Source organism: Streptomyces inhibens, assembly GCF_003389455.1.
GTDB classification, from domain to species: Bacteria; Actinomycetota; Actinomycetes; order Streptomycetales; family Streptomycetaceae; genus Streptomyces; species Streptomyces inhibens.
In genome coordinates this window covers 46,709-70,034 of the sequence record NZ_QUAC01000057.1, presented here as the reverse complement: position 1 = coordinate 70,034, position 23,326 = coordinate 46,709, and the positions used below count along the sequence as shown (strand labels likewise).

Genomic DNA, 23,326 nt, shown 5'->3' with positions numbered 1-23,326 from the left:
GGCGGCGGCTGCCCCGGGTCGCGTCCCGGTGCGGGTGCGCCGGCCGCGGCGGGCCGGCTGCCGGTGCCCGGTCCGTCGGCGGCACCGGCGTCGGCCGGCAAGGTGATCGCCACCATGGCGGCGGTGCCGGTCAGCGCGATGGCGGCGCCCGCGACAACCTTGCCGAGGTGGCGGTGCATCAGTTGGTGCACGGTTCCCCCCTGCTGTCACATTCCGTGACACGCATATAGATCCCCCAGTCGGTCCTCCAGTAGGACGACCAATAGGACGATCCGACATCGCGACAGGTTGCCCACCATTCAGCCGGAGATCTGGCGAAAAGACCTCCGTGTGCGACAAGTTGCGACAAGTTGGGGGAAGGATTTCGAATCGGTCCGCGCACGTGTGTCGTGGAGTCGCCGCAGCGGCCGACGAGAAAGTGGAAGAGTCTACGCATGCAGGTCTGGCCGGGACAGATGTATCCGCTGGGTGCCACCTATGACGGGGCGGGCACCAACTTCGCGGTGTTCTCCGAAGCCGCGAAACGCATCGAACTGTGTCTGCTGCACGACGACGGTTCGGAGACCGCCGTCGAGCTGCGCGAGAGCGACGCCTTTGTGCGGCACGCCTATCTTCCGGGGGTGATGCCGGGGCAGCGTTACGGCTTCCGGGTGCACGGTCCGTACGAACCGGAACGGGGGCAGCGCTGCAACTCGGCGAAGCTGCTGCTCGACCCGTACGCACGGGCCATGAGCGGCCGGATCGACTGGGACGAGGCGGTCTACGGCTACCACTTCGGGCGTCCTGAGGTACGCAACGACCTGGACTCGGCGCCGCACACCATGGCGTCGGTGGTGGTCAATCCGTACTTCGACTGGGGTGACGACCGTCCGCCGCGCACCGCGTACCACGAGACGGTGCTCTACGAGGCCCATGTGAAGGGCCTGACGATGCGCCATCCGGAGCTCCCCGAGGAGCTGCGCGGCACCTATGCCGCGCTGGCGCATCCGGCGATCATCGACCATCTGACGAAGCTGGGGGTGACCGCCCTGGAGCTGATGCCGGTGCATCAGTTCGTACAGGACCACCGGCTGGTGGATGCGGGGCTGACGAACTACTGGGGCTACAACACCATCGGGTTCTTCGCCCCGCACAACGCGTATGCGTCCTGGGGCGACCGCGGGCAGCAGGTGCTGGAGTTCAAGACCGCGGTGCGGGCGCTGCACCAGGCCGGTATCGAGGTGATCCTGGATGTGGTCTACAACCACACCGCCGAGGGCAGCCATCTGGGCCCGACGCTGTCGTTCCGGGGGCTGGACAACGCCTCGTACTACCGGCTGTCGGAGGACCGGAAGTACTACATGGACACCACGGGCACCGGGAATTCGCTGCTGATGCGCAGCCCGCATGTGCTCCAGCTGGTGATGGACTCGCTGCGCTACTGGGTGCAGGAGATGCGGGTGGACGGCTTCCGCTTCGATCTGGCGGCGACGCTGGCCCGGCAGTTCCACGAGGTGGACCGGCTGTCGTCGTTCTTCGATCTGGTGCATCAGGACCCGGTCGTCAGCCAGGTGAAGCTGATCGCCGAGCCGTGGGACGTCGGTGAGGGCGGCTATCAGGTGGGGAACTTCCCGCCGCTGTGGACCGAGTGGAACGGGAAGTACCGGGACACCGTGCGGGATCTGTGGCGGGGCGAACCGCGCACCCTGGCGGAGTTCGGATCCCGGCTGACCGGTTCGTCGGACCTCTACCAGGAGGACGGGCGGCGGCCGCTGGCCTCGGTCAACTTCGTGACCTGCCATGACGGCTTCACGCTGCATGATCTGGTCGCGTACAACGAGAAGCACAACGAGGCCAACGGCGAGGACAACCGGGACGGTGAGCGCTTCAACCGGTCGTGGAACTGCGGTGCCGAGGGGCCGACCGACGATCCCGGGGTGCGGCGGCTGCGGGCCCGGCAGATGCGGAATTTCCTGGCCACGCTGATGCTGTCGCAGGGCGTGCCGATGCTCAGTCACGGGGACGAGTTCGGGCGCAGCCAGGGCGGCAACAACAACGCGTACTGCCAGGACAACGAGCTGTCGTGGGTGCGCTGGCCGGAGCCCGGGCGGGGCGGGGGCGCCGGGGAGCCGTACGTGTCCGACGACCCCGATGACCCCGATGACCCCGATGACCCCGACGAGGCGGACGGGCCGCAGGAGACACCGCGGGCGGACGAGGAGCAGCTGGCGCTGCTGGCGTTCGTCCGGCAGATGGTGTGGCTGCGGCGCGACCATCCGGTGTTCCGGCGCCGGCGGTTCTTCCAGGGCCACCCGATGGAGGGCACCCATGACGAGCTGTCCGATATCGCGTGGTTCACGGCGGGCGGCGAGGAGATGGGGCCCCGCGACTGGCAGTCGGTGCATGCCAAATCGCTGACGGTGTTCCTCAACGGCAGCTCGATCTCCGAGCCGGGTCCGCGCGGTGAGCCCATCACCGATGACTCGTTCCTGCTGATGTTCAACGCCCACGACCAGGAGAAGCAGTTCATGGTGCCCGAGCACCTCGGCCGCCAGTGGCAGGTCGTGGTGGACACCGACCGGCCGTTTGTGGTGGCGGACGGCGGTGGCGCCAAGGTCAAGGCCGGCGATCGGCTGACGCTCGTCGGCCGGAGCCTGCTGGTGCTGCAACGGCCCGCGTAGGCGCGACGGGGCCGGCGCGCCGGCGTGCGCCCGCCTCCTTGGTGGAAACAACAACAGCAATGCCGGTGGGAGATGACACAACGAGCCGTCAGCGGGGTACGGGTGTTCCCATGACGCAGCCATCGAGTCCGTCGCCGACCGCCACCTACCGGCTGCAGCTCCAGCCGGACTTCCCGTTCGCCGCCGCCGAACGGGCCGTCCCGCACCTGGCCTCGCTGGGGGTGTCCCATCTGCACCTCTCGCCGGTGCTGGAGTCGGTGCCGGGGTCGACCCATGGCTATGACGTGGTCGACCATACGGCCGTACGGGCCGAGCTGGGCGGTGAGCAGGGGCTGCGGGCGCTGGCGGCGACGGCCCGTTCGCACGGCCTCGGCCTGATCGTCGACATCGTGCCGAACCATATGGCGGTGCCGGAGCAGGTCTGGCGGAACGGGCCGCTGTGGGAGGTGCTGCGCAACGGCCCAAAATCGCCGTACGCGCGGTGGTTCGACATCGACTGGGACGCCGGCCTCGGCGGGCGGGTGCTACTGCCGGTGCTCGGCGGACGGCTCGGCGAGGAGGCGCGGCACTTCCTCGTCGACGACGACGGGGTGCTGTGCTACCACGACCGCATCTTTCCGCTGCGCCCCGGTACGGAGAAGTTGCCCACGGCGCGCCTCCTGGAGGCCCAGTGGTACCGCCTCGCCTGGTGGCGGCTGGCCCGCAGCGAGCTGAACTACCGTCGCTTCTTCACCATTTCGGAGCTGATCGGGGTACGCGTGGAGGACCCCGAGGTCTTCGAGGCGACCCATGGCACGGTCCTGCGGCTGATCCGCGAGGGCGTCATCGACGGGCTGCGCATCGACCACCCGGACGGTCTGGTGGACCCCGGCGGCTATCTGGCCCGGCTGCGCGAGGAGACCGGCGGCCGCTGGACCGTGGTGGAGAAGATCCTGACCGGCGATGAGCGGCTGCCCGAGAGCTGGGCGTGCGCGGGCACGACGGGGTACGACGCGCTGCGCCACATCGACGGGCTGTTCGTCTGCCCGCAGGGCATCGGGCGGCTCTTCTCCCACTACCGGGACTTCGTCACCCCGCTGGCCGACGAGGGCGGCGACTGGGAGGAGACGGTGCGCCGGGCCGCGTACGAGGTCGTCACCCACGATCTGGCCACGGAGGTCGAGCGGCTGGTGCGGACGGCCGTGCGGATCAGCGAACGCTTCCCCGAGCCCGGCGACCATGCGCCGTGGGCGCTGCGCCATGCGATCCGTGAGCTGCTGGTGCGGCTGCCGGTCTACCGCCCGTACGCCGCCGATGCGACCCGGGCGGTGCCGGACGCGGCGATGCTGGGCAGAGCGGCGGTGCGGGCGCGTACCGCGTTCCGGGTGCCCGAGGAGGCGCGGGCGGTGGATCTGATCCACGATCTGGCGCTCGGTGTGGGGGCGGGCGGCGCCGGACACGACGACTCCGACGGTGACGACCGGTGCCACGGCGCCCCGGGCGGCGCCGACCCGGACCGGGCCGACTTCGCCGCGCGGTTCGCCCAGACCGCGTCCGCGCTGCACGCCAAGTCCGTGGAGGACACCGCTTTCTACCGCTATCCGGTGCTGCTGTCGGCCTGCGAGGTCGGCGGCGACCCCGGCGAGCCGGCACTCCCCCCGGAGGCGTTCCATGCGTACTGCACGCGGATCCAGCGGGACTGGCCGGTGACCGGGACGGTGCTCTCCACGCACGACACCAAGCGCAGCGCCGATGTGCGGGCGCGGATCGCGGTGCTGTCCGAATGCCCCGACCGGTGGCGGGATGTGCTGGGCGGGATGGCCGAGGGCGCGATGTGCGGGATCGGGGTCAAGGGGGTGGACGGCGCGGGTCCGCCGGACCCGATGGTGTCCTGGCTGGCCTGGCAGACCGCGTTCGGCCTGGGCGCGCCCGCCGACGGTCCGACGGCGGTGGGGGCACTCCCCCAGCCAACGCTGGGGGCACCCCCACCCGGCGACAGCTGGGAGCGGGTCGGGCCCGCGGTCCTCAAGGCCGTACGGGAGGCCGGGCTGCGCACCTCCTGGACGGAGCCGAACCCGGACTACGAGGAGGCGGTCGCGGAGTTCATCCGCAGCGGGCCCTGCGGCCCCATGGCCGCCCCGCTCACCGCGCTGGACGAGGAGCTCGCCCCGCACATCCGCGCGAATGTGCTGGGCGCGGCGCTGCTGCACCTCACCATGCCGGGCGTCCCCGACCTCTACCAGGGCACCGAGCTCGGCTACGTCGCGCTGGTCGACCCGGACAACCGGCGGCCCGCCCGCTTCCGGCCGGAGCTGCTGGCCGAGCTGGACGGCGGGGCCACGCCGCGCGATCTGTCGGGTGAGAAGCTACGGCTCACCGCGGCGGCGCTCCGGCTGCGGCGCGACCGTCCGCAGTGGTTCGGCGCCACCGCGTCGTACGAGCCGGTGTACGCGGAGGGGCCGGCGGCCGAGCACTGTGTGGCGTTCTGCCGCAGCGGTCGGGTGCTGACGGTGGTGACCCGGCTGTCGCTGCGGCTGGTGGAGACCGGCGGCTGGTGGGACACCGGGCTGCGGCTGCCGCCGGGCGGCCCCTGGCGCGAGCTGCTGACCGGGCGCGAGCTGCCGGGCGGTGCGGTGGTGGGGCTGAGCGAGCTGCTGGAGGTGTCGCCGGTCGCGCTGTTCGTGAGCGAGGGAGCAGAGGGCGAGTAGCCGTACGACTTTGGTGGGTCTGACACAACGTCAGCTCCCCATCTCCGGACCCTCCTTCGCCGTGTTACGCAGCAGCTCGGTGAACTCCGCAGCCGCGCCGGTCAGTTCGACGCGGGAGAAGACCGTGATGTCGCGGCGCCACGGCGGATCGGTGGGCACGTACGCACAGTCCAGGCCGATGAGTTCATGGGCCGCGGTCAGCAGTACGCCGACGCCGGCCGAAGCCATCCGGACCGCGGTCGAGCTGTGCTGGGTGCGGACGGCCGTCCGCGGTGTGAAGCCGACGCGTTCGCACTCCAGGTCCAGCCAGCGGCGCCCCTCGACCACCGGCTCCAGGCTGCAGCGCACCCACGGCCGGTGCGCCAGCTCCGCCAGGCGTACCGAGTCCCGGGCGGCGAGCGGATCATCGCGCGGCACGACCAGCACCATCCGCTCCCGGCCCACGACGGTGACCGGCCCCTGCCAGTCCTTGGGACGCGGCCCGAGCGCCATATCGGCGATGCCGCGCGCCATCTGCTCGTACAACTCCTCGGTGGTGGCGTACTCGTGGAGCACCAGACGCATACCGGGGTGGGCGCGGGCCCAGCGTGCGCACACCTCCGGCAGCACACCGATCGCCTGGGCGTGCACGGTCGCGATATGCAGTTCGCCGCTCTCCGCGCCGCCGGCGGCCAGCGCGGCCCGGCGGGCCTGCCGGGCGCTGCGGACGGCGAGTTCGGCGTGCGGGAAGTAGGCCCGGCCCATCGCGGTCAGCCGCACCCCGCGGGTCATCCGCTCCAGCAACGGGCCGCCGACCTCCCGCTCCAGCGCCTTGATCTGGTGCGAGAGCGCGGACTGGGTGACATGCAGCGCCTCGGCGGCGCGGGTGAAGGACTCCTCCTCGACGACTGCGACGAGGTACTCCATCTGCCGCAGGCTCATCCCCGCCCCTCCCTTTGCGCCCCGCGCGCCTCATGAAGCATCTTCATCACCCCCATAGAAACATTGCCTTGGACTCATCACCGCAGGTGGGCGGAGCCTTGTCGCATGAGTGAGTCAGACATGAACACCACGGACGTCCTTGTCATCGGCGGCGGCACCGGCGGCTACAGCACGGCCCTGCGCGCCGCGGCACTGGGGCTGCGGGTGGTGCTGGCCGAACGCGATCTGATCGGCGGCACCTGTCTGCACCGCGGCTGTATCCCCAGCAAGGCCATGCTGCACGCCGCCGAGCTGGTGGACGGGATCACGGAGGCCCGCGAACGGTGGGGCGTCAAGGCCACCGTCGACTCCCTGGACTGGCCGGCGCTGGTGGCCACCCGCGACAGCATCGTCGCCCGCAACCACCAGGGCGTGGCGGGGAACTTGCAGACGGCGCGGGTGCGGGTCGTCCAGGGCTCGGCGCGGCTGACCGGGCCGCGTACGGTCCGGATCGAGGGCGCGGGAGAGTTCACCGCCCGGCGCGGCATCGTGCTGGCCACCGGCTCCCGGCCGCGTCTGCTGCCGGGCCTGACGGCGGATGGCCGGCGGGTGGTGACCAGCGACGATGCGCTGTTCGCGGCCGAACTCCCGGCGTCCGTAGTGGTGCTGGGCGGCGGTGCGATCGGCGTCGAGTACGCCTCCTTCCACCGCTCCATGGGGGCCGAGGTCACCCTCGTCGAGGCTGCGGAGCGTTTGCTTCCGCTGGAGGACGAGGATGTCGGCCGCCATCTGGCGCGCGGCCTGAAGAAGCGCGGCATCGCGGTCCGTACGGGCTCGACGCTGACCGGCACCGAGCTGCTGCCGGACGGCATACGGGCCACCGTACGCACCCCCAAGGGCGAGGAGGTGGTGATCGAGGCCGAGCGGCTGCTGGTCGCGGTGGGGCGGGTGCCGGTGACGGACGGGCTCGGCCTGGAGGCCGCCGGGCTGTCGACGGACGGGCGGGGTTTTGTCCCGCCGGCGGACTGGTCGCGGCTGGAGACCGCCGTGCCGGGCATCCATGTGGTCGGCGATCTGCTGCCGCCGCCGTCCCTCGGGCTGGCTCATGCCTCGTTCGCGGAGGGGCTGTTGGTGGCCGAGACGCTGGCGGGAATCCCGACGCGTCCGGTGGACTACGCGACCGTGCCGCGGGTGACGTACTCCTCCCCGCAGACCGCGTCGGTCGGTCTGACCGAGGCGCAGGCGCGCGCCCGGGGCCTGGAGATCAAGGTCAACACCATGCCGCTGACCGCCACCGCCAAGGGCATGGTGCACGGTCAGGGCGGCATGGTGAAGGTGATCGCGGCGGCCGACGGGGCGGGCGGCGAGGCCACCGGCGCGGTGCTCGGCGTCCATCTCGTCGGGCCGCATGTCTCGGAGATGGTCGCGGAGAGCCAGCTGATCGTGGCCTGGGACGCCGAACCCGCCGATGTCGCCCAGCACATCCATGCGCACCCGACGCTGTCGGAGGCGGTCGGCGAGACCTTTCTGACGCTGGCGGGGCGGGGGCTGCATCAGCACTGAGCGGTGCGGGGCGGCCGCTCAATTCGGTTGCGGCCGGGCGTACGGCTGGCCAGCATGACCCCGTACGCCCGACATCCCCGCACCAAGGAGCCCGGAATGCGCCGATTCCTCGGAACTACTCATCGCCCCAGCCGGACGACAGTTCTAGAGGACCGCACCTTCCATGCTTCTTTCGCACCCTTCGCACACCCTGAACATCGGGATTCTCGCCCACGTCGACGCGGGTAAGACCAGCCTCACCGAGCGGCTGCTGTTCGACACCGGCGCCATCGACCGGCTCGGCAGCGTCGACGCCGGTGACACCCGGACGGACACCGGCGAGCTGGAGCGGCAGCGTGGCATCACCATCCGCTCGGCCGTCGCGTCCTTCACCGTCGGCGAGGTGCAGGTCAATCTCATCGACACCCCGGGCCACTCCGACTTCATCGCCGAGGTCGAGCGCGCCCTCGGGGTGCTCGACGGCGCCGTGCTGGTGCTGTCCGCGGTGGAGGGCGTCCAGGCCAGGACCCGGGTCCTGATGAAGACGCTGCGGCGGCTGCGGCTGCCCACCCTGCTCTTCGTCAACAAGATCGACCGGGTCGGCGCCCGGGGCGACGCGCTGCTCGCGGACATCCGCCGCTTGCTGGCCCCCGTCGCCGTCCCGATGACGGCCGTGGCCGGCCTCGGCACCGCGCGGGCCCGCTCGACGGCGTACGCCCTGGAGGACCCGCGGGTCCGCGACCGGATCGCCGAGACGGTGGCCGAGGCGGACGACTCGATCCTGGCCCAGCTGGTGGAGGGGCCACCGCCCACCGCGGAGCGGCTTCGCGCGGCGCTGGCCGCCCGGACCGCCGACGGTTCACTGCACCCGGTGTACTTCGGTTCGGCGCTCGGCGGCCAGGGCGTCGGCGCGCTCGTCGAGGGCATGCTCCGGCTGATCCCGCCGGCGCCGGCGGGCGCGGACGCGGTGCCGCGGGGCACGGTGTTCGCCGTCCACCAGCCGCCGAACGGCGAGCGGACGGCCCATATCCGGCTGCATGCGGGCGAGTTGCGGCCGCGCCGGCAGATCGAGCTGCACCGGCGTGCGGCGGACGGCACCGGCGACACACTGACCGGCCGGATCACCTCGCTCGACATCGTCGGCCGGCCGCCCGGCCACGAGGGGCCGCTCACCGCGGGCAATATCGCGGTGCTCCGCGGGCTGCCCGGTATCCGCACCGGCGACCGTCTCGGCCCGGCCACCGACGCCCCCGCCGACACCGCGCTGTTCCCCTCCCCCACCCTGGAGACCGTTGTCCACGCCCGCCAGCCGGCGCATGCCGCCGCCTTGCGCGCCGCGCTGCTGACGCTCGCCGACCAGGATCCGCTGCTACAGGTCCGCCCCGCGCCCGGCGGCGCGACCTCGGTGCTGCTGCACGGCGAGGTGCAGAAGGAGATCATCGCGGCCACCTTGCGTCAGGAGCACGGCATCGAGGCGGAGTTCGCGCCGAGCCGGGTGGTGTGCGTCGAGCGGCCGACCGGTGTGGGCGAGGCCTACGAGGAGATCGCCAAGCGCAGCCACACCGGCCCCTGGGCCACGGTCGGGCTGCGCGTCGAGCCGGGCGCCCGCGGCTCCGGCGTCGTCTTCACCTACGAGACCGAACTGGGCGCCCTGCCGCACGCCTTCCACCAGGCCATCGAGGAGACCGTCCGGGCGACCCTGCGGCACGGCCCGCGCGGCCGGGCGGTGACGGACTGCCGGGTGGTGCTGACCCGTTCCGGATTCGTCGGCCCGGTCAGCACGGCCGGGGACTTCCGTACGGTCACGCCCGTCGTCCTGCTGCGGGCGCTCGACCGGGCCGGCACCCGGGTGTACGAGCCCTGCCACGCCTTCGAGGCCGAGATCCCGCTCGCCGCGCTCGCGCCGGTGACCGCCCGGCTCGCGGCGCTGGGCGCGGAGCTCGCCGAGACCTCCGGCGGCCGGCAGTCGTGGCTGCTCAGCGGAGCCCTGCCCGCGCGTCATGTACAGGAATTCCAGGGGCTGTTGCCCGGACTGACGCACGGTGAAGGGGTGTGGACATCGCATCCGTCGGGCGACCGGCCAATGCGGAAGGAGGAGGCGCCGTCGCGGGGCGGGTCCGCATGATGCAGGCCCGGGCCGCGGCCCGGCTCAACGCTCCGTCAGGACGTAATCCACCCGGCCGAACGTGATGTGGTCGCCGGGTCCGACCGGGACCTCGCCCACCACCCGGCGGCCGTTGACGCAGGTGCCGTTGGTGGAGCCGAGGTCGCGCAGCAGCCAGCCCTTGCCGGCGCTGCGGAGTTCGGCGTGGGCGCGGGAGACCGTCTCGTGGTTGAGGCGCAGGCCCACGCCGGGCGCCCGGCCTATGAGCAGCGGGAACGGGCCCGGCTCCGGCAGCAGCAGCTTGGGCAGCCGCTCCATACGCCATGCCCTGCGCACCCGGATGTGGAACGCCGACACCCGGCCGACCATCCGCAGCATCGTGCCCTGGACCTTGCCGCGGCTCTCCAAGTCGGCCGTGGCCAGGTCGAGTTCGGAGCGCTGCTGGGCGGTAAGGACGAGTTCCAGCCGACGCAGAAAGGTGTCCTGGGACAGCCGTCCCTGCGCCGCACCGTCGCGCAGCAGGTCAAGGGCGCGTTCCCGGTCCGCGTCCGACGGGCGCACCGGGTGCGCAGGGAACTCGAGCGAAGTCATGCCGTGATTCTCCGGCCACCGCGAGCCGCTGTCCAGGCGATGGCGGTGTGCGGGGCGCCGCGGGCGGGCACGCCGGCTCGCCGGAACGGCCCAGTGTGATGGCGCGATGTCGGCCCGTGCCGCCACGTCGGGCTGTCGGGCGGCGCGACGACATGCTTTGGTCGTCGGGACCGGGAGCGAACGAAGGAGGACGGCCATGCTGTTCGAGGTGTGGGCGCCGGGCGCCGGGCAGGTCGCTCTCCAGTGGGCGGGGGACCGGGCCGGTGAGCCGGCGATCCCGATGGAGCGTGACGTCGGCCGGGCGGGGTGGTGGCGCACCGAGGCACCGGCGCAGGACGGCGACCGCTATGCGTACCGGCTCGACGGGGGGCCGCCGCTCCCCGATCCGCGCGCCGCCCGGCTGCCGGAGGGCCCCGGCGGGCCCGGCGCGGTCGTCGAGCACGACCGGTTCGACTGGCGGCATCCGTGGTCCGGCGGCCCGCTGCCCGGCGCGGTCCTCTACGAGCTGCACATCGGGACGTACACCCCCGAGGGCACCTTCGACGCCGCCGCCGCGCGGCTGCGCCACCTCGCCGACCTGGGGATCACCCATGTCTCGCTGATGCCCGTCTGCCCGTTCCCGGGCACCCATGGGTGGGGGTACGACGGGGTCGCCCCCTGGGCGGTGCATGAGCCGTACGGCGGGCCGGACGGGCTCAAGCGGTTCGTGGACGCCGCGCACGGCTACGGGCTGGGCGTCATCCTCGATGTGGTGCACAACCACCTCGGCCCGTCCGGCAACCATCTCCCGGAATTCGGGCCGTACTTCACCGACACCCACCACACGCCCTGGGGCGCGGCGGTCAATCTCGACGCCCCCGGCTGCGAGGAGGTGCGCGGCTATCTCCTGGGCAGTGCGCTCTCCTGGCTGCGCGACTACCGGCTCGACGGGCTGCGGCTGGACGCGATCCATACGCTGCACGACGACCACACCCCGCACTTCCTGACCAAGCTGTCCGCCGCCGTGGACGGGCTGGCCGGGCAGCTGGGCCGCCCGCTGTTCCTGATCGCCGAGTCCGACCTCAACGATCCGCGCACCACCGCGCCGCGCGAGAGCGGCGGCCAGGGCCTGCACGCCCAGTGGAACGACGACTTCCACCACGCCCTGCACACCGCGCTCACCGGCGAATCCCGCGGCTATTACGCCGACTTCGCACGCGCCCCGCTCGCCGCCCTCACCAAGACGCTGACCGGCGGCTTCTTCCATGACGGCAGCCATTCCAGCTTCCGCGGCCGGGTGCACGGCGCGCCGCTCGATCTGCGGGTGACGCCCGCGTACCGCCTGCTGGCCTACGCCCAGACGCACGATCAGATCGGCAACCGGGCGCTGGGCGACCGGCTCGCCGCCGGACTCTCCCCCGGCCTGCTCGCCTGTGCCGCCGCGCTGGTGCTGTGCTCGCCGTTCACACCGATGCTGTTCATGGGTGAGGAGTGGGGTGCAACCACGCCCTGGCAGTACTTCACCGATCACACGGATCCGGAGCTGGCCGAGGCGGTACGGGCCGGGCGCCGGCGCGAGTTCGCCGCGCACGAATGGGCCGGGCAGGCCGGCGACTGGCCGGATCCGCAGGACCCGGCCACCCGCGACCGCTGCGTCCTGGACTGGTCCGAGCCGGCCCTCGCACCGCATGCCGCGCTGCTGGCCTGGCACCGTACGCTGCTGGCGCTGCGCCGCGAGCTGCCCGCGCTGACCGACCCGGATCCACGGCACACCGACGTCCACTACGACGAGGCCGCCCGCTGGCTGCTGCTGCGCCGCGGGCCGCTGCGGGTGGCGGTCCATCTCGGGCGGGAGGCCACAGCGGCCATTCCGGTCGGCGACGGCGACGGCGCGAGGACGGAGGCGCTGGCGGGCTGGCCCGAGGCGCATCTGCCCGGTGCCGACGGTGTGCTGCGTCTGCCACCGGAGTCGGTGGTGATCCTCGGGCCGTAGGGCGGCCGCCGCCGGTGGATCAGTGGGAGAACTCCGAGACGAACGCCGCGCAGAAGGCGTCCAGATCGGCCGGCTTACGGCTGGTGATCAGCGTGTTCGGTCCCGCGGTGCAGATATTGACCTGTTCGTCGACCCAGGTGCCGCCCGCGTTGCGGATATCGGTCCGCAGGCTCGGCCAGGAGGTCAGGGTGCGGCCGCGCACCACATCGGCCTCGATCAGCGTCCAGGGTGCGTGGCAGATGGCGGCCACCGGCTTCCCGGCGTCGAAGAACGACTTGATGAACGCCACCGCCCGCTTGTCCAGGCGCAGCGCGTCCGGGTTGGCCACCCCGCCGGGCAGCACCAGGCCGTCGAAGTCCGCCGCGGTCGCCTCGGCCACGGTCAGGTCGACGGGGAAGGTGTCCGCCTTGTCCAGATGATGGAACGCCTGCACCCTCCCCGCCGAGGTGGAGACCAGCTTCGGGGTGCCACCCGCGGCGGTCACCGCCCGCCATGGCTTGGTCAGCTCGACCTGTTCGGTGCCCTGATGGGCCACCAGAAACGCCGCCTGCATAGCGCGCTCACGTCCCTTCGTATGGATCGGGAAGTGGGGGCGGGATCCGTGGGATCCCGCCGTCCCACTTCTCGACCATAACGGGATGAACCGCCCTTGCTCATCCTCTGGACGGTGCCGGCGGACAGTCTGCCCATCCCCCATACCGGTGACTTGGGCCGATGCGTGCGTTCCCGCCGGAGGTGGTCACGCCCTGGCGCTCTCGTGTTCGTCTTCGTCGCGGCGCACGGTCGGCGAGGCAGTTTTTCGTGCGGCGCGACCACTCGGGGCGGGTGTGCAACTGCCTAATGTTCCCTCACCCGGCGGCGGCGTGCCGCTCCCTCGGAGGGTGACCATGGCCAGCACCACAGGCATGGAGACGAGAAGCAGAACGACACGCAGGACCCGGTCGGCGGCCGCGGTGGCCACCGCGCTCGGCCTGGTCGCCACCACGGCCGCATGCGGCGGCTCGGCCGCCGACGGCCCCGGCGGTTCGACGGTGGTGCTCGCCGTCGCCGTCGATCCGGGCACTCTCAGCCCCACCACGGCGCTCGCCAGCACCGCACTGTCGATGAACTCCTTCGCGTACGACACGCTCGTGCACATCGCAGCCGACGGTTCGCTGGTTCCCGGGGTGGCCGAGAAATGGTCCGCCACCTCCACCTCCGCGCAGTTCACCATCCGCTCCGGGGTGACCTGCGAGGACGGCTCACCGCTCACCGCGGACGATGTGGCCGCCCAGTACAACCACATCGCCGATCCGAAGAACCAGTCGCCGATGCTCGGGCTCTCCGTCCCCGTCACCGCTGTGGCGAAGGCCGACAAGGCGACCCGGACGGTAACCGTCACCACGAAGAAACCCGCTTCGTTCCTCGTGCAGATGGCCCGGCTGCTGCCGCTGGTCTGCAAGAAGAGCCTGGCTGCGCCGGCCGCGCTGGCCAAGGCCACCAACGCGAGCGGGCCGTACCGGCTGAGCGAAGCGGTTCCGGGCGACCACTACACGTATGTCAAGCGGGACGGATACGCCTGGGGTCCCCGTGGATCCACTGGCGCGGGCCTCCCCGGCAAGGTGGTGTTCAAGGTGGTCGCCAACGAGTCGACCGCAGCCAATCTCCTGATGGCCGGGCAGATCAACGGGGCCTTGATCAACGGCGCCGACCAGGACCGGCTGGACGCGGCCGAGGTGAAGAACGAGAGCATCGAGTCGCTGTTCGGGCAGCTCGTGTTCAACCAGGCCGCCGGCCGTCCGGGCGCCGATCTGGCGGTACGCAAGGCTCTGGTCTCCGTACTGGATCTCAAGCAGCTCAGGAACGTGGCCACCGGGGGGAAGGGCAAGCCCCCCACCCGCATCGGTGAGACCGTCCCCACCCCCTGCACCGGCGACACGGTGACCGGGAACCTTCCCGCCCATGACACGGCGCAGGCCGCCGCCGCGCTCACCGCCGCGGGCTGGGCGAAGAGCGGCGGCATCTGGACCAAGGACGGCAGACCGCTCACCGTCGGGCTCAGCTACTCGACCAATGGGGGCGCACAGGCCACGGCACGCGCCGTCGACCGGCTCGGCGCCGTCCGTATCCCCTCGCCGGAACGGCGCGCCCGGCAGCGTCCGCACGAGTACTCCGGCGGGATGCGACAGCGGGCCGTCATCGCGATGGGGCTGATGGGGGAGCCGAAACTGATCATCGCCGATGAGCCGACCACGGCACTCGACGTGGCCGTCCAGCAGCAGGTGCTCGACCTGCTCGCCGAGGTGCGCGAGGGCTCCGGCGCCGCGCTGCTGCTGATCTCCCACGACCTCGCCGTCGTCGCCCAGGTCTGTGCACGGGTCCTGGTGATGTACGGCGGCCTGATCGTCGAGGATCTCCCGGTCGCCGAGCTGGCAGGGGGCGCGGCCCACCCGTACCCCCGGGCGCTGGCGGAGGCGGTCCCGACCATGGCCACGGATCCCGGCAGGGAACTGGCGACCATCCCCGGCCGCCCGCCGGAACCGGGAGAGGCCGGCCCGGGATGCGCCTTCGCGCCGCGCTGCGAACGCGCCCGGGAACGCTGCCACGGCGATGCTCCCGAGCTGGCCGACTTCGGGCCGGGGCGAAGGGTCGCCTGCTGGTACCCGGTGGACGCGGTGGGCGCCGGTGCCCCCGTCCGGTCCACGTCACACGGAGCGGAGGCAACGTCATGAGCTCACTGGAGCTGCGCGGGATCACCGTGCGCTACGGCCGCTTCACCGCGGTGGAGAACGTCGACCTGCTGGTGCCGGAAGGAACGGTGACCGGACTGATCGGCGGGTCGGGGTCGGGCAAATCGACCCTCGGGAAGGCCGTCGTCGGGCTGGCGCCGATGCACTCCGGGCGCGTACTGGTCGCCGGGAGCGACGCCGGGCGCCGGCGCGGGCGCAGCCCGGTGCAGCTGGTGTTCCAGAATCCGTACGCCTCGCTCGACCCGCGTATGACCATCGGCGCATCGGTCGCCGAAGCGGTGCCACGCGAGACCGGCTCACGCGAACCCCCCGCCCGCAAGGCACCGGCCCGCGAACGCCGCGCCGTACGCGAGGCGGAGGTGGCCCGCTACCTGGAGCTCGTCGGCATCGACCCCGCGCGGGCCGCGCTGACCCCGGACGCGCTCTCGGGCGGCCAGCGCCAACGGGTGGCCCTGGCCAGGGCCCTGGCCGCCCGGCCCGCCGTGCTGATCGCGGACGAGATCACCTCGGCGCTGGACGTGTCCGTCCAGGGTGCGGTGCTCAATCTGCTGCGCCGGCTCCAGCGCGAGCTGGGCTTCGCGATGCTCTTCATCTCCCACAACCTCGCGGTCGTCCGCTACGTGTCCGACCAGGTCGCCGTGATGGACGGCGGACACCTCGTCGAGTGCGGTCCCACCGACCGGGTGCTGGAGCACTCGGAGCACCCGACGACCCGGAACCTGATCTCCTGTTTGCCGACCCTGCCCTCGCCCGAGGAGGCGTCATGCCCCGACCACTGACGATCGACGACCTGTACCGGTTCGAGATCCCCGGTGACCCCGCACTGTCCCCCGACGGTTTACGTGTCGCCTACACACTGACCACCCAGGATGCCGAGAACGACCGTGTGGTCCGCTCCCTCTGGGAGGTACGCGGCGGGGGCGGCCCGGCCCGGCGGCTCACCCATGGGCCCGCGGACACCGCACCGCGCTGGTCCCCGGACGGGACCCAACTGGCGTTCCTGCGCGAGGGGCAGCTCCATCTGCTGCCCGCCGAGGGAGGAGAGGCCGCGGCGCTCACCACGTCCGCCCGATGCCCGGCGGGGGCGGGCACACCGGTGTGGAGTCCGGACGGATCACGGATCGCATTCTCGGCCCCCGGGATCCGGCGCGACGACACCGCACCCGTCGTCATCGACACCCTCGGCTGGAAGGCGGACGGTGCGGGCCTGATCGGGTCGGTGCGGACGCAACTGTTCGTGGTGGACGTGGAATCGGGCGAGGTCAGACAGATCACGGAGGGCGACCGGAACGCCGGCTCGCCCACCTGGTCGCCCGACGGCACTCGGCTCGCCTACCCCGCGCAGAGCGGCCCGGATCCGGATGTGGCCGGCACGTCGGCCGCTCATGTCGTGGGGGTCGGGGACGATGTGCCCGCGCCCCGCCGGATCGGCCCGGCCGGTGGTCTCGCCGGTCCTGTGAGCTGGTTCCCCGACGGGTCCGCGCTGCTCGTCGTCGGCCGGACCACAGCCGGCGTCGGCCACCTGGAGCTGCTGCGCCAGCCCCTGGACGGATCGGCGCCGGTGTCCCTCAGCGCCGCTCTGGACCGCAACGTCCTGCCGGGCGGCCCGGGCTATCCGGGTGCGCTGCCGCAGTTCCACGGCGAGGACATCGTGTTCTGCGCCCGCGACCGGGGCGCCACCCGCCTGTACCGGGTGAACGCGGCCGGGATCAGCGCGTCCCCCCTGCCCGCCGGGACCGGGGTCAGCGGCTGCTCGGTCGCGGCCGAGGCAGGGCAGGCCGCGCTCGTGGTCTGCGACGCGTCGAGCTTCGCCGAGATCGCTCTGCTCGACCTGGACGCCTGGGCGCCCGGGGAACCGGGCGAGCCGTCGGCAGGGCGAGCGCCCGTGCGGCTCACCGCACACATGGCCCGGTCGCTGCCCGAGGTCGCCCTCCACCCGGTCACCGAACGCGAGTTCAGCATCTCGGACGGGACGGTGGTGCACGGCATGATCACCCGTGCCGCGCAGGCGCCCCTGGGCGGGCCGCTGCTGGTGGATGTGCACGGCGGCCCGCACAACGCCTGGGCGCCGCACTCCGACCCGGTCCACCTCTACCACCAGGAGCTGGCCTCGCAGGGCTGGACGATCCTGACGCTCAACGTCCGCGCCAGCGACGGCTACGGCGAGGCGTTCTACACGGCCGCCGTGGGCGCCTGGGGTGAGGCGGACGAACAGGACATCCTGCAACCGATCGCCACCCTCGTCGCCGAGGGGCTCGTCGACCCGGAACGGATCGCGCTCACCGGCTACAGCTACGGCGGCTATCTGACCTGCTGGCTCTCCGCCCGCAGCGACCTCTTCGCCGCCGTCGTACCGGGCGGCATCCTGGTCGATCTGAGGAGCATGCTCGGCACCTCCGCAGAAGGACAGCTGATCGCCGGCCACGAGATCGGCGACCCCGAACGGCTGACGGCGCTCTCGCCGATCAGCCATGTCGACGGGGTGCGCGCACCCACGCTGATCCTGCACGGAGGCGCGGACGACGACTGCCCGGCCGGCCAGGCCGAGCAGTGGTTCCACGCGCTGCGCACCCGGAACGTGCCGGTCCGGCTGGTCCTGTACCCGGGCGGCTCGCATCTGTTCGTCCTGGACGGCAGGCCCTCGCACCGGGAGGACTACTCCCGCCGCCTCATCGACTGGGTCACCACACACACCCACCGCTGAAGCCGCTGAACACCCTGAAACCTCTGAACGCTTCGAAAGGGGAGCTCAACATGTCTGACACCACAGATCTGTCCGCCCGCTGGACCGCCCGCCTCACCGAGCTGATCGCCCGTCACTCCGTCCCCGGCGCCGGTCTCGGCATTGTGCACCGCGGCGAACTGATCGCCGAGGCCGCCGCCGGCCTGGCCAACACCGAGGCCGGTATCGAGGCCACCACCGACACCCTGTTCCAGATCGGTTCGATCTCCAAGGTGTGGACCACCACGGTGGCCATGGCCCTGGTCGACGAGGGTCTGCTGGAACTGGACGCGCCGATCGTCTCCGTCCTCCCCGAACTGCGGCTCGCCAACGAGGAGCTGACCCAGGGAGTGACGCTCCGCCACCTCCTGAACCACACCAGCGGTATCGACGGCGACTTCTTCGCCGACACCGGCCGGGGTGACGACTGTCTGGAGAAGTTCACCGCGCTGCTGGGCGACGTCACCGCCAACCACCCGCTGGGCGCCACCATGTCGTACTGCAACGCGGGCTTCACGATGCTCGGCAGGGTGCTGGAAGTCGCCACCGGCGTCCAGTGGGACGAGCTGATGCGTGAGCGCCTCTACCGTCCGCTCGGCCTGACGCACACCGCGACCCTGCCCGAGGAGGTGCTGCGCTTCCGCGCCGCCACCGGGCACCTGGGGGATCCGCCGGTGCAGGCCGAGACCTGGGGGCTCATGCGTTCGGCCGGACCGGCCGGACTCATCTGCTCGACGCCGCGCGAGGTACTGAAGTTCGCCCGGCTGCACCTCGACAACGGCGTCGCCGAGGACGGCACCAAGATCCTCTCGGCCGAGGGCGTCACCGCCATGCAGACCCCGCAGGTCGAGCTCCCCGGCCCGAGCGTCCTGTGCCGCGCCTGGGGGCTGGGCTGGCTGCTCGACACCTGGGACGGACACCGGGTGTACGGACACGACGGCGGCACGATCGGGCAGAGCGCGTTCCTGCGGGTGCTGCCCGACGACGACCTGGCGATCTGCCTGCTCACCAATGGCGGCGACACCATAGGCCTCTACCGGGACGTGTTCGAGGAGATCGTCCAGGAGCTGGCCGGCGTGACGATGCCCGCCCCCGTCGAGCCGGCGACGGAACCGGTGGCGGTGGACCCCGCCGACTACGTCGGTGTGTACCAGCGGCTCTCCAGCAGCATGGAGATCGTGGAGCGGGACGGCGGCCTGGTGATGCTCGACCGGTTCACCGGACCGCTGGCCGAGCTGATGCCCGACCCGGAGCAGGAGTACGCGCTGCACCCGGTCGAGCCGGGGGTGTTCGTGGTGCGGCGGCCGGGCCTCGATACCTGGATACCGGTCGTGTTCTACACACTCGCCGACGGCACGCCCTACCTCCACCACGGTGCCCGCGCCACCCCCAAGGTGGGTTGACGTGACAGCAATCGCCACCGCCCTGGAGGCAGGGCTGCCGGGCCTGTTGGCCGACATCGGGGAGCTGGTCCGTACCGAGTCGCCCAGCGAGGACCTGGCCGCCGTCACCGACTGCGCCCGGGTCGTCGCCGGGCTCGGCACCCGGCTGACCGGCTCGGCGCCCGCGTGGCTCGACGGCTCGGGACGGCCCGCTCTGCGCTGGCGCTTCGGCTCCGGCGACCGGGTGCTGCTGCTCGGCCACTTCGACACGGTGTGGCCGCTGGGCTCCTTGGCCGGCCACCCCTTCGAGGTGGCCGGGGGCCGGCTGACCGGACCCGGCTGCTTCGATATGAAGGCCGGCGTGGCGCAGCTGTTCCACGCGCTGTCGGTGCTCGACGACCTGGACGGGGTGTCGGTGCTGCTCACCGGCGACGAGGAGATCGGCGCCCCGACCTCACGCACCCTGATCGAGGCCGAGGCCCGCCGCACCCGGGCCGTACTGGTCCTGGAGGCGAGCGAGGGCGGCGCGCTGAAGACCGCGCGCAAGGGGGTGTCCAGCTACGAGATGACCCTCACCGGACGCGCGGCGCACGCCGGACTCGAACCCCACCGCGGCGTCAACACCACCACGGAACTGGCCCACCAGGTGCTCGCGTTGTCCGCACTCGCCGATCCGGCGACGGGCACCACGGTGACGCCGACCGTGGCCTCCTCCGGCACCACCCGCAACACGGTGCCCGACGCGGCTCGGCTGCTGGTCGACGTACGGGTGGAGACAGCCGCCGAACAGGACCGGGTGGACCGTGCCGTGCAGGGTCTCGTACCGGTCCTCCCGGACGCCTCGCTCACGTTCTCCGGCGGCCCCAACCGGCCGCCGCTACCGACGAGCGCGTCGGCGGAGCTGTTCGACCTCGCCCGAAGCCGCTACGCGGAGCTGGGCTTCGGCCCGCTGCGCGGCGTGGCGGTCGGCGGCGGATCCGACGGCAACCTCACCGCCGGAGCGGGCACGCCCACGCTGGACGGGCTCGGGGCCGTGGGCGGCGGGGCGCACGCGGACGACGAGCATGTCGTCGTCGCCGAACTGCCCCGCCGCGCGGCACTGGTGGCCTCCCTGGTGGCCACGCTCGTACGCGAGCCGCTTGCCGGACCCGGCCGGGTGAGAGCGTGAACGGCACGGAGGCGGCTGCCGCGGCAGCCGCCGCGGACCTGGCCGCGCACCGGGCGGGCGTGACCATCTCGGAGCTGCACGGGCTGGACGAGATGCTGGAGGCCCGCCGGGTGCTGGACCAGGTCTGGCGGCCCGATCCCGCCAACCCGCTGATCACCCCGGAGCTGCTGCGGGTCTTCGCCCACTCCGGCAGCTATGTCGTCGGTATCCACCGGGACGGCCGGATGGTCGGATTCTGCCTGGGCTTCCTGGCCGCCGCCGGACTGCACTCGCATATCGCCGGGGTGGACGACAGCGTCCGGGGCCGCAATATCGGCTTCGCCGTCAAACTGCATCAGCGGGCCTGGGCCCTGGCCCGTGGCATCACCACGGTCACCTGGACCTTCGACCCGCTGGTCAGCCGTAACGCCTATTTCAACCTGGCCAAACTGGGCGCGGCGCCGAGCGAGTACCTGGCCGACTTCTACGGCGCGATGCAGGACGAGGTCAATGCCGGGACCGAGTCGGACCGGCTGTTGGTCCGCTGGGAGCTGGCCGGCGAACACGCCGTCGGGTCCGCCGCGGGCACACCCCGCAGCGTCACGGTCGACAGCGCGGGTGCACACGCCGTCGTCGGTCTGGACGCCAAGCCCGACGGCCGCCCCGCCGTCGGGCGCCGGGACGGTGACACCGTCCTGGTCCGGATCCCCGCGGAGATCGAGACACTGCGCCGCACCGACCCGTCCCTGGCCCGCGCATGGCGGTACGCGCTGCGTGAGGTGCTCGGCGGCCTGATGGCCGAGGGGCACACCGTCACCGGATTCACCCGGGACGGCTGGTACGTGATCGACAAACGTCAGGAGAGGCAGGCATGAAGCTCGTCGGTGTGGAACTGCGCCGGATCGCGATGCCGCTGGTCGCACCGTTCCGAACCTCGTTCGCCACCCTGACCACCCGGGAGATCCTGCTGGTCAGGGTCGAGACCGAGCACCATGAGGGCTACGGCGAATGCGTCACCATGGCCGATCCGCTGTACTCCTCGGAGTACACCGCAGCCGCGGTGGACGTACTGCGCAGCCATCTCGTGCCCGCGCTCGCCGCCCTGCCGGCGCTCGACCCCTGGGCGGTCGCCCCGGCACTGGCCCCGTTCAAGGGGCACCGGATGGCCAAGGCTGCGCTGGAGACCGCGGTGCTGGACGCCTGGCTGCGCGCCCATGAACTGTCGATGGGTCAGTGGCTGGGGGCGACGGCCGAACGGGTGCCGGCCGGCGTGTCGGTCGGCATCATGGACTCGGTCCCCGCACTGCTCGACGCCGTCGACGGCTATCTGTCCGAGGGCTATCTGCGGATCAAGCTGAAGATCGAGCCCGGCTGGGACGTGGAACCGGTGCGCGCGGTCCGGGAGCGCTTCGGCGACGGCGTACTGCTCCAGGTGGACGCCAACACCGCGTACACCCTCGGCGATGCCGCACAGCTGGCCCGGCTCGATCCGTACGGGCTGCTGCTGATCGAACAGCCCCTGGACGAGGAGGACATCCGGGGCCACGCGGCGCTGGCCGAGCGGGTGCGCACCCCTATCTGTCTGGACGAGACCATCGTCTCCGCCCGTTCGGCGGCCGACGCGATCGCGAGGGGTGCCTGCTCCGTCGTCAACATCAAGCCGGGGCGGGTCGGGGGCTATCTGGAGGCCCGGAGGATCCACGACGTGTGCGCCGCGCACAGTGTTCCGGTCTGGTGCGGCGGGATGCTGGAGACGGGCCTCGGCCGGGCCGCCAACGTCGCTCTTGCCGCGTTGCCCGGCTTCACCCTGCCCGGGGACACCTCGGCCTCCGACCGGTACTACCGGACCGACATCACCGAACCGTTCGTACTGAAGGACGGCCATCTCGACGTGCCCCGCGCACCGGGGCTCGGACTCTCGCCGATCCCCGAGAAGCTGGCCGAAGTGACCGAATCGACGGAATGGATCAACGCATGACCACCATCCGGTCCGGCACCGCCGAGGCGCGGATCCGGGAGGCCTTCGACGCAGCCGGGGTCGAGGGGTTCTTCTTCGCCCGCGAGATCGACGGCGCACGCACGATCGGCGTCGCAGCGGACGAACCCGTCTGCCTCGCCTCCGTCTTCAAGATCCCGATCGCACTCGCCTATGCCCGCGAGGCCGCCGCAGGACGGCTGGGGAGGACCGAGCGTCACGCGGTGGACCCGCGCTACCGCGACGGCGGCATCGGCACCTCCGGCTGCACCGACCCGATCGAGATGAGCCTGCGCGACCTGGTCCACATGATGATGACGCTGAGCGACAACGCTGCCACCGATGTCGTGCTGGCCCGCGTCGGGCTCGACACGGTCAACGCAATGCTCGCCGAACTGGGCCGGAATAAGACCCACTTGACCGGCGGCTGTCTGGACCTGATCGGATCGCTCTGCGCCGAACTCGGCGCGGCCACCGAAGCCGAGGCGCTCGCGAAGCTGGCGGCGCTGGCCGCGCAGGGGCCGGAGAAGATCCTGGAGCTGTCGGTGTGCGTCCCCGAACGCACCACCCGGGGAACGGCCCGCGACACCGCCGAACTGCTGGCCGGGATCTGGCGCGACGAGGCGGGCCCCGCCGAAGCCTGCGCCGAGGTACGGACCGTGATGTCCCAGCAGATCTGGCCGCACCGGCTGGCATCCGGCTTCGACGACAGCTACCGCCTCGCCGGCAAGACCGGGACGCTGCCGGGCTGGCGCAACGAGGTCGGGGTGATCGAGGACCCCGACGGCGGGCGCTGGGCGGTGGCCGTCTTCACCCGGTGCGACAGACCCGACCTGCGCAACCCCCGGGCGGACCGGGTGATCGGGCAGGTGGCAGCGCTCGCCGTGGACCGACTGCGATCACCTACCTTGTGAA

Annotated in this window: 16 protein-coding genes and 1 pseudogene; 13 read left to right on the top strand and 4 right to left on the bottom strand. The window is 72.1% G+C overall.

What is annotated here, in order from left to right:
• Nucleotides 1-191, bottom strand: a pseudogene (locus DY245_RS08495) (Tat pathway signal sequence domain protein); the annotation flags it as partial.
• 243 nt (nt 192-434) lie between these two features.
• Here DY245_RS08495 and glgX point away from each other — a divergent pair.
• On the top strand, nt 435-2,660 hold the full coding sequence (gene glgX / locus DY245_RS08490; protein WP_128505173.1) for a glycogen debranching protein GlgX: 2,226 nt from the start codon (nt 435-437) through the stop codon (nt 2,658-2,660).
• Nucleotides 2,661-2,770: 110 nt separating this feature from the next.
• A complete protein-coding gene (gene treY / locus DY245_RS08485) occupies nt 2,771-5,347 on the top strand; it encodes a malto-oligosyltrehalose synthase (RefSeq protein ID WP_128505170.1) in 2,577 nt (858 codons plus the stop codon).
• A gap of 30 nt (nt 5,348-5,377) precedes the next feature.
• Here treY and DY245_RS08480 read toward each other — a convergent pair whose 3' ends face one another.
• A complete protein-coding gene (locus tag DY245_RS08480) occupies nt 5,378-6,268 on the bottom strand; it encodes a LysR family transcriptional regulator (RefSeq protein ID WP_128505168.1) in 891 nt (296 codons plus the stop codon).
• Nucleotides 6,269-6,388: 120 nt separating this feature from the next.
• On the opposite strand from DY245_RS08480, the gene lpdA reads away from it, so the two are divergent.
• Both lpdA and otr(A) read left to right on the top strand, forming a co-directional pair.
• A complete protein-coding gene (gene lpdA, locus DY245_RS08475; protein ID WP_128505190.1) occupies nt 6,389-7,810 on the top strand; it encodes a dihydrolipoyl dehydrogenase in 1,422 nt (473 codons plus the stop codon).
• A 163-nt stretch (nt 7,811-7,973) separates the two neighbouring features.
• Entirely contained in the window at nt 7,974-9,914 is a 1,941-nt protein-coding gene (gene otr(A) / locus DY245_RS08470) for a tetracycline resistance ribosomal protection protein Otr(A) (RefSeq protein ID WP_128505165.1), read from the top strand.
• 24 nt (nt 9,915-9,938) lie between these two features.
• Here the strand turns inward: otr(A) and DY245_RS08465 are convergent, their stop codons facing one another.
• Nucleotides 9,939-10,484: an FHA domain-containing protein gene (locus DY245_RS08465; RefSeq protein WP_128505163.1), complete on the bottom strand. Its 546-nt coding sequence runs from the start codon at nt 10,482-10,484 to the stop codon at nt 9,939-9,941.
• A 196-nt stretch (nt 10,485-10,680) separates the two neighbouring features.
• Between DY245_RS08465 and treZ the strand changes: the two genes are divergently transcribed.
• Nucleotides 10,681-12,456 (top strand): malto-oligosyltrehalose trehalohydrolase, encoded by a 1,776-nt coding sequence (gene treZ / locus DY245_RS08460; protein ID WP_128505161.1) that lies wholly within the window; start codon nt 10,681-10,683, stop codon nt 12,454-12,456.
• 19 nt (nt 12,457-12,475) lie between these two features.
• On the opposite strand, the gene DY245_RS08455 is transcribed toward treZ, so the two are convergent.
• Entirely contained in the window at nt 12,476-13,009 is a 534-nt protein-coding gene (locus DY245_RS08455; RefSeq protein ID WP_128505159.1) for a type 1 glutamine amidotransferase domain-containing protein, read from the bottom strand.
• A gap of 334 nt (nt 13,010-13,343) precedes the next feature.
• Here DY245_RS08455 and DY245_RS45165 point away from each other — a divergent pair, with 334 nt between their 5' ends.
• From DY245_RS45165 to DY245_RS08420, 8 genes are read left to right on the top strand one after another with little or no spacing between them, the layout of a single operon-like run.
• The gene (locus DY245_RS45165) at nt 13,344-15,167 is read left to right on the top strand and encodes an oligopeptide/dipeptide ABC transporter ATP-binding protein (protein WP_128505157.1); all 1,824 of its coding nucleotides are present in this window, start codon (nt 13,344-13,346) and stop codon (nt 15,165-15,167) included.
• Nucleotides 15,164-15,964 carry an ABC transporter ATP-binding protein gene (locus DY245_RS08445; protein ID WP_128505155.1) on the top strand — a complete coding sequence of 267 codons (801 nt, stop codon included), beginning with the start codon at nt 15,164-15,166 and terminating at the stop codon, nt 15,962-15,964. Before DY245_RS45165 ends, DY245_RS08445 begins: the two co-directional genes overlap by 4 nt.
• Nucleotides 15,949-17,889 (top strand): S9 family peptidase, encoded by a 1,941-nt coding sequence (locus tag DY245_RS45160; protein ID WP_220377866.1) that lies wholly within the window; start codon nt 15,949-15,951, stop codon nt 17,887-17,889. The genes DY245_RS08445 and DY245_RS45160 overlap by 16 nt, the downstream gene beginning before the upstream one ends.
• A gap of 50 nt (nt 17,890-17,939) precedes the next feature.
• A complete protein-coding gene (locus tag DY245_RS45155; RefSeq protein ID WP_220377865.1) occupies nt 17,940-19,310 on the top strand; it encodes a serine hydrolase domain-containing protein in 1,371 nt (456 codons plus the stop codon).
• Between the two features lies 1 nt (nt 19,311).
• The gene (locus DY245_RS08435; protein ID WP_244942916.1) at nt 19,312-20,457 is read left to right on the top strand and encodes a M20 family metallopeptidase; all 1,146 of its coding nucleotides are present in this window, start codon (nt 19,312-19,314) and stop codon (nt 20,455-20,457) included.
• Entirely contained in the window at nt 20,454-21,311 is an 858-nt protein-coding gene (locus tag DY245_RS08430; RefSeq protein WP_244942915.1) for a GNAT family N-acetyltransferase, read from the top strand. The genes DY245_RS08435 and DY245_RS08430 overlap by 4 nt, the downstream gene beginning before the upstream one ends.
• The gene (gene menC, locus DY245_RS08425) at nt 21,308-22,414 is read left to right on the top strand and encodes an o-succinylbenzoate synthase (RefSeq protein WP_128505153.1); all 1,107 of its coding nucleotides are present in this window, start codon (nt 21,308-21,310) and stop codon (nt 22,412-22,414) included. The genes DY245_RS08430 and menC overlap by 4 nt, the downstream gene beginning before the upstream one ends.
• Nucleotides 22,411-23,325, top strand: a complete 915-nt coding sequence (locus tag DY245_RS08420) for a serine hydrolase (protein ID WP_128505151.1) — start codon at nt 22,411-22,413, stop codon at nt 23,323-23,325. Before menC ends, DY245_RS08420 begins: the two co-directional genes overlap by 4 nt.
• Nucleotide 23,326 lies beyond the last annotated feature (1 nt).

Excerpts from the sequence above, each read along its gene's own strand:
- glgX (WP_128505173.1), top strand. The coding sequence starts at position 435 with ATGCAGGTCTGGCCGGGACAGATGTATCCGCTGGGTGCCACCTATGAC.
- DY245_RS45165 (WP_128505157.1), top strand. The coding sequence starts at position 13,344 with ATGGCCAGCACCACAGGCATGGAGACGAGAAGCAGAACGACACGCAGG.
- treY (WP_128505170.1), top strand. The coding sequence starts at position 2,771 with ATGACGCAGCCATCGAGTCCGTCGCCGACCGCCACCTACCGGCTGCAG.
- DY245_RS08445 (WP_128505155.1), top strand. The coding sequence starts at position 15,164 with ATGAGCTCACTGGAGCTGCGCGGGATCACCGTGCGCTACGGCCGCTTC.
- DY245_RS08420 (WP_128505151.1), top strand. The coding sequence starts at position 22,411 with ATGACCACCATCCGGTCCGGCACCGCCGAGGCGCGGATCCGGGAGGCC.
- DY245_RS08455 (WP_128505159.1), bottom strand. The coding sequence starts at position 13,009 with ATGCAGGCGGCGTTTCTGGTGGCCCATCAGGGCACCGAACAGGTCGAG.
- DY245_RS45155 (WP_220377865.1), top strand. The coding sequence starts at position 17,940 with ATGTCTGACACCACAGATCTGTCCGCCCGCTGGACCGCCCGCCTCACC.
- DY245_RS08465 (WP_128505163.1), bottom strand. The coding sequence starts at position 10,484 with ATGACTTCGCTCGAGTTCCCTGCGCACCCGGTGCGCCCGTCGGACGCG.
- DY245_RS08480 (WP_128505168.1), bottom strand. The coding sequence starts at position 6,268 with ATGAGCCTGCGGCAGATGGAGTACCTCGTCGCAGTCGTCGAGGAGGAG.
- treZ (WP_128505161.1), top strand. The coding sequence starts at position 10,681 with ATGCTGTTCGAGGTGTGGGCGCCGGGCGCCGGGCAGGTCGCTCTCCAG.
- menC (WP_128505153.1), top strand. The coding sequence starts at position 21,308 with ATGAAGCTCGTCGGTGTGGAACTGCGCCGGATCGCGATGCCGCTGGTC.
- lpdA (WP_128505190.1), top strand. The coding sequence starts at position 6,389 with ATGAACACCACGGACGTCCTTGTCATCGGCGGCGGCACCGGCGGCTAC.
- DY245_RS45160 (WP_220377866.1), top strand. The coding sequence starts at position 15,949 with ATGCCCCGACCACTGACGATCGACGACCTGTACCGGTTCGAGATCCCC.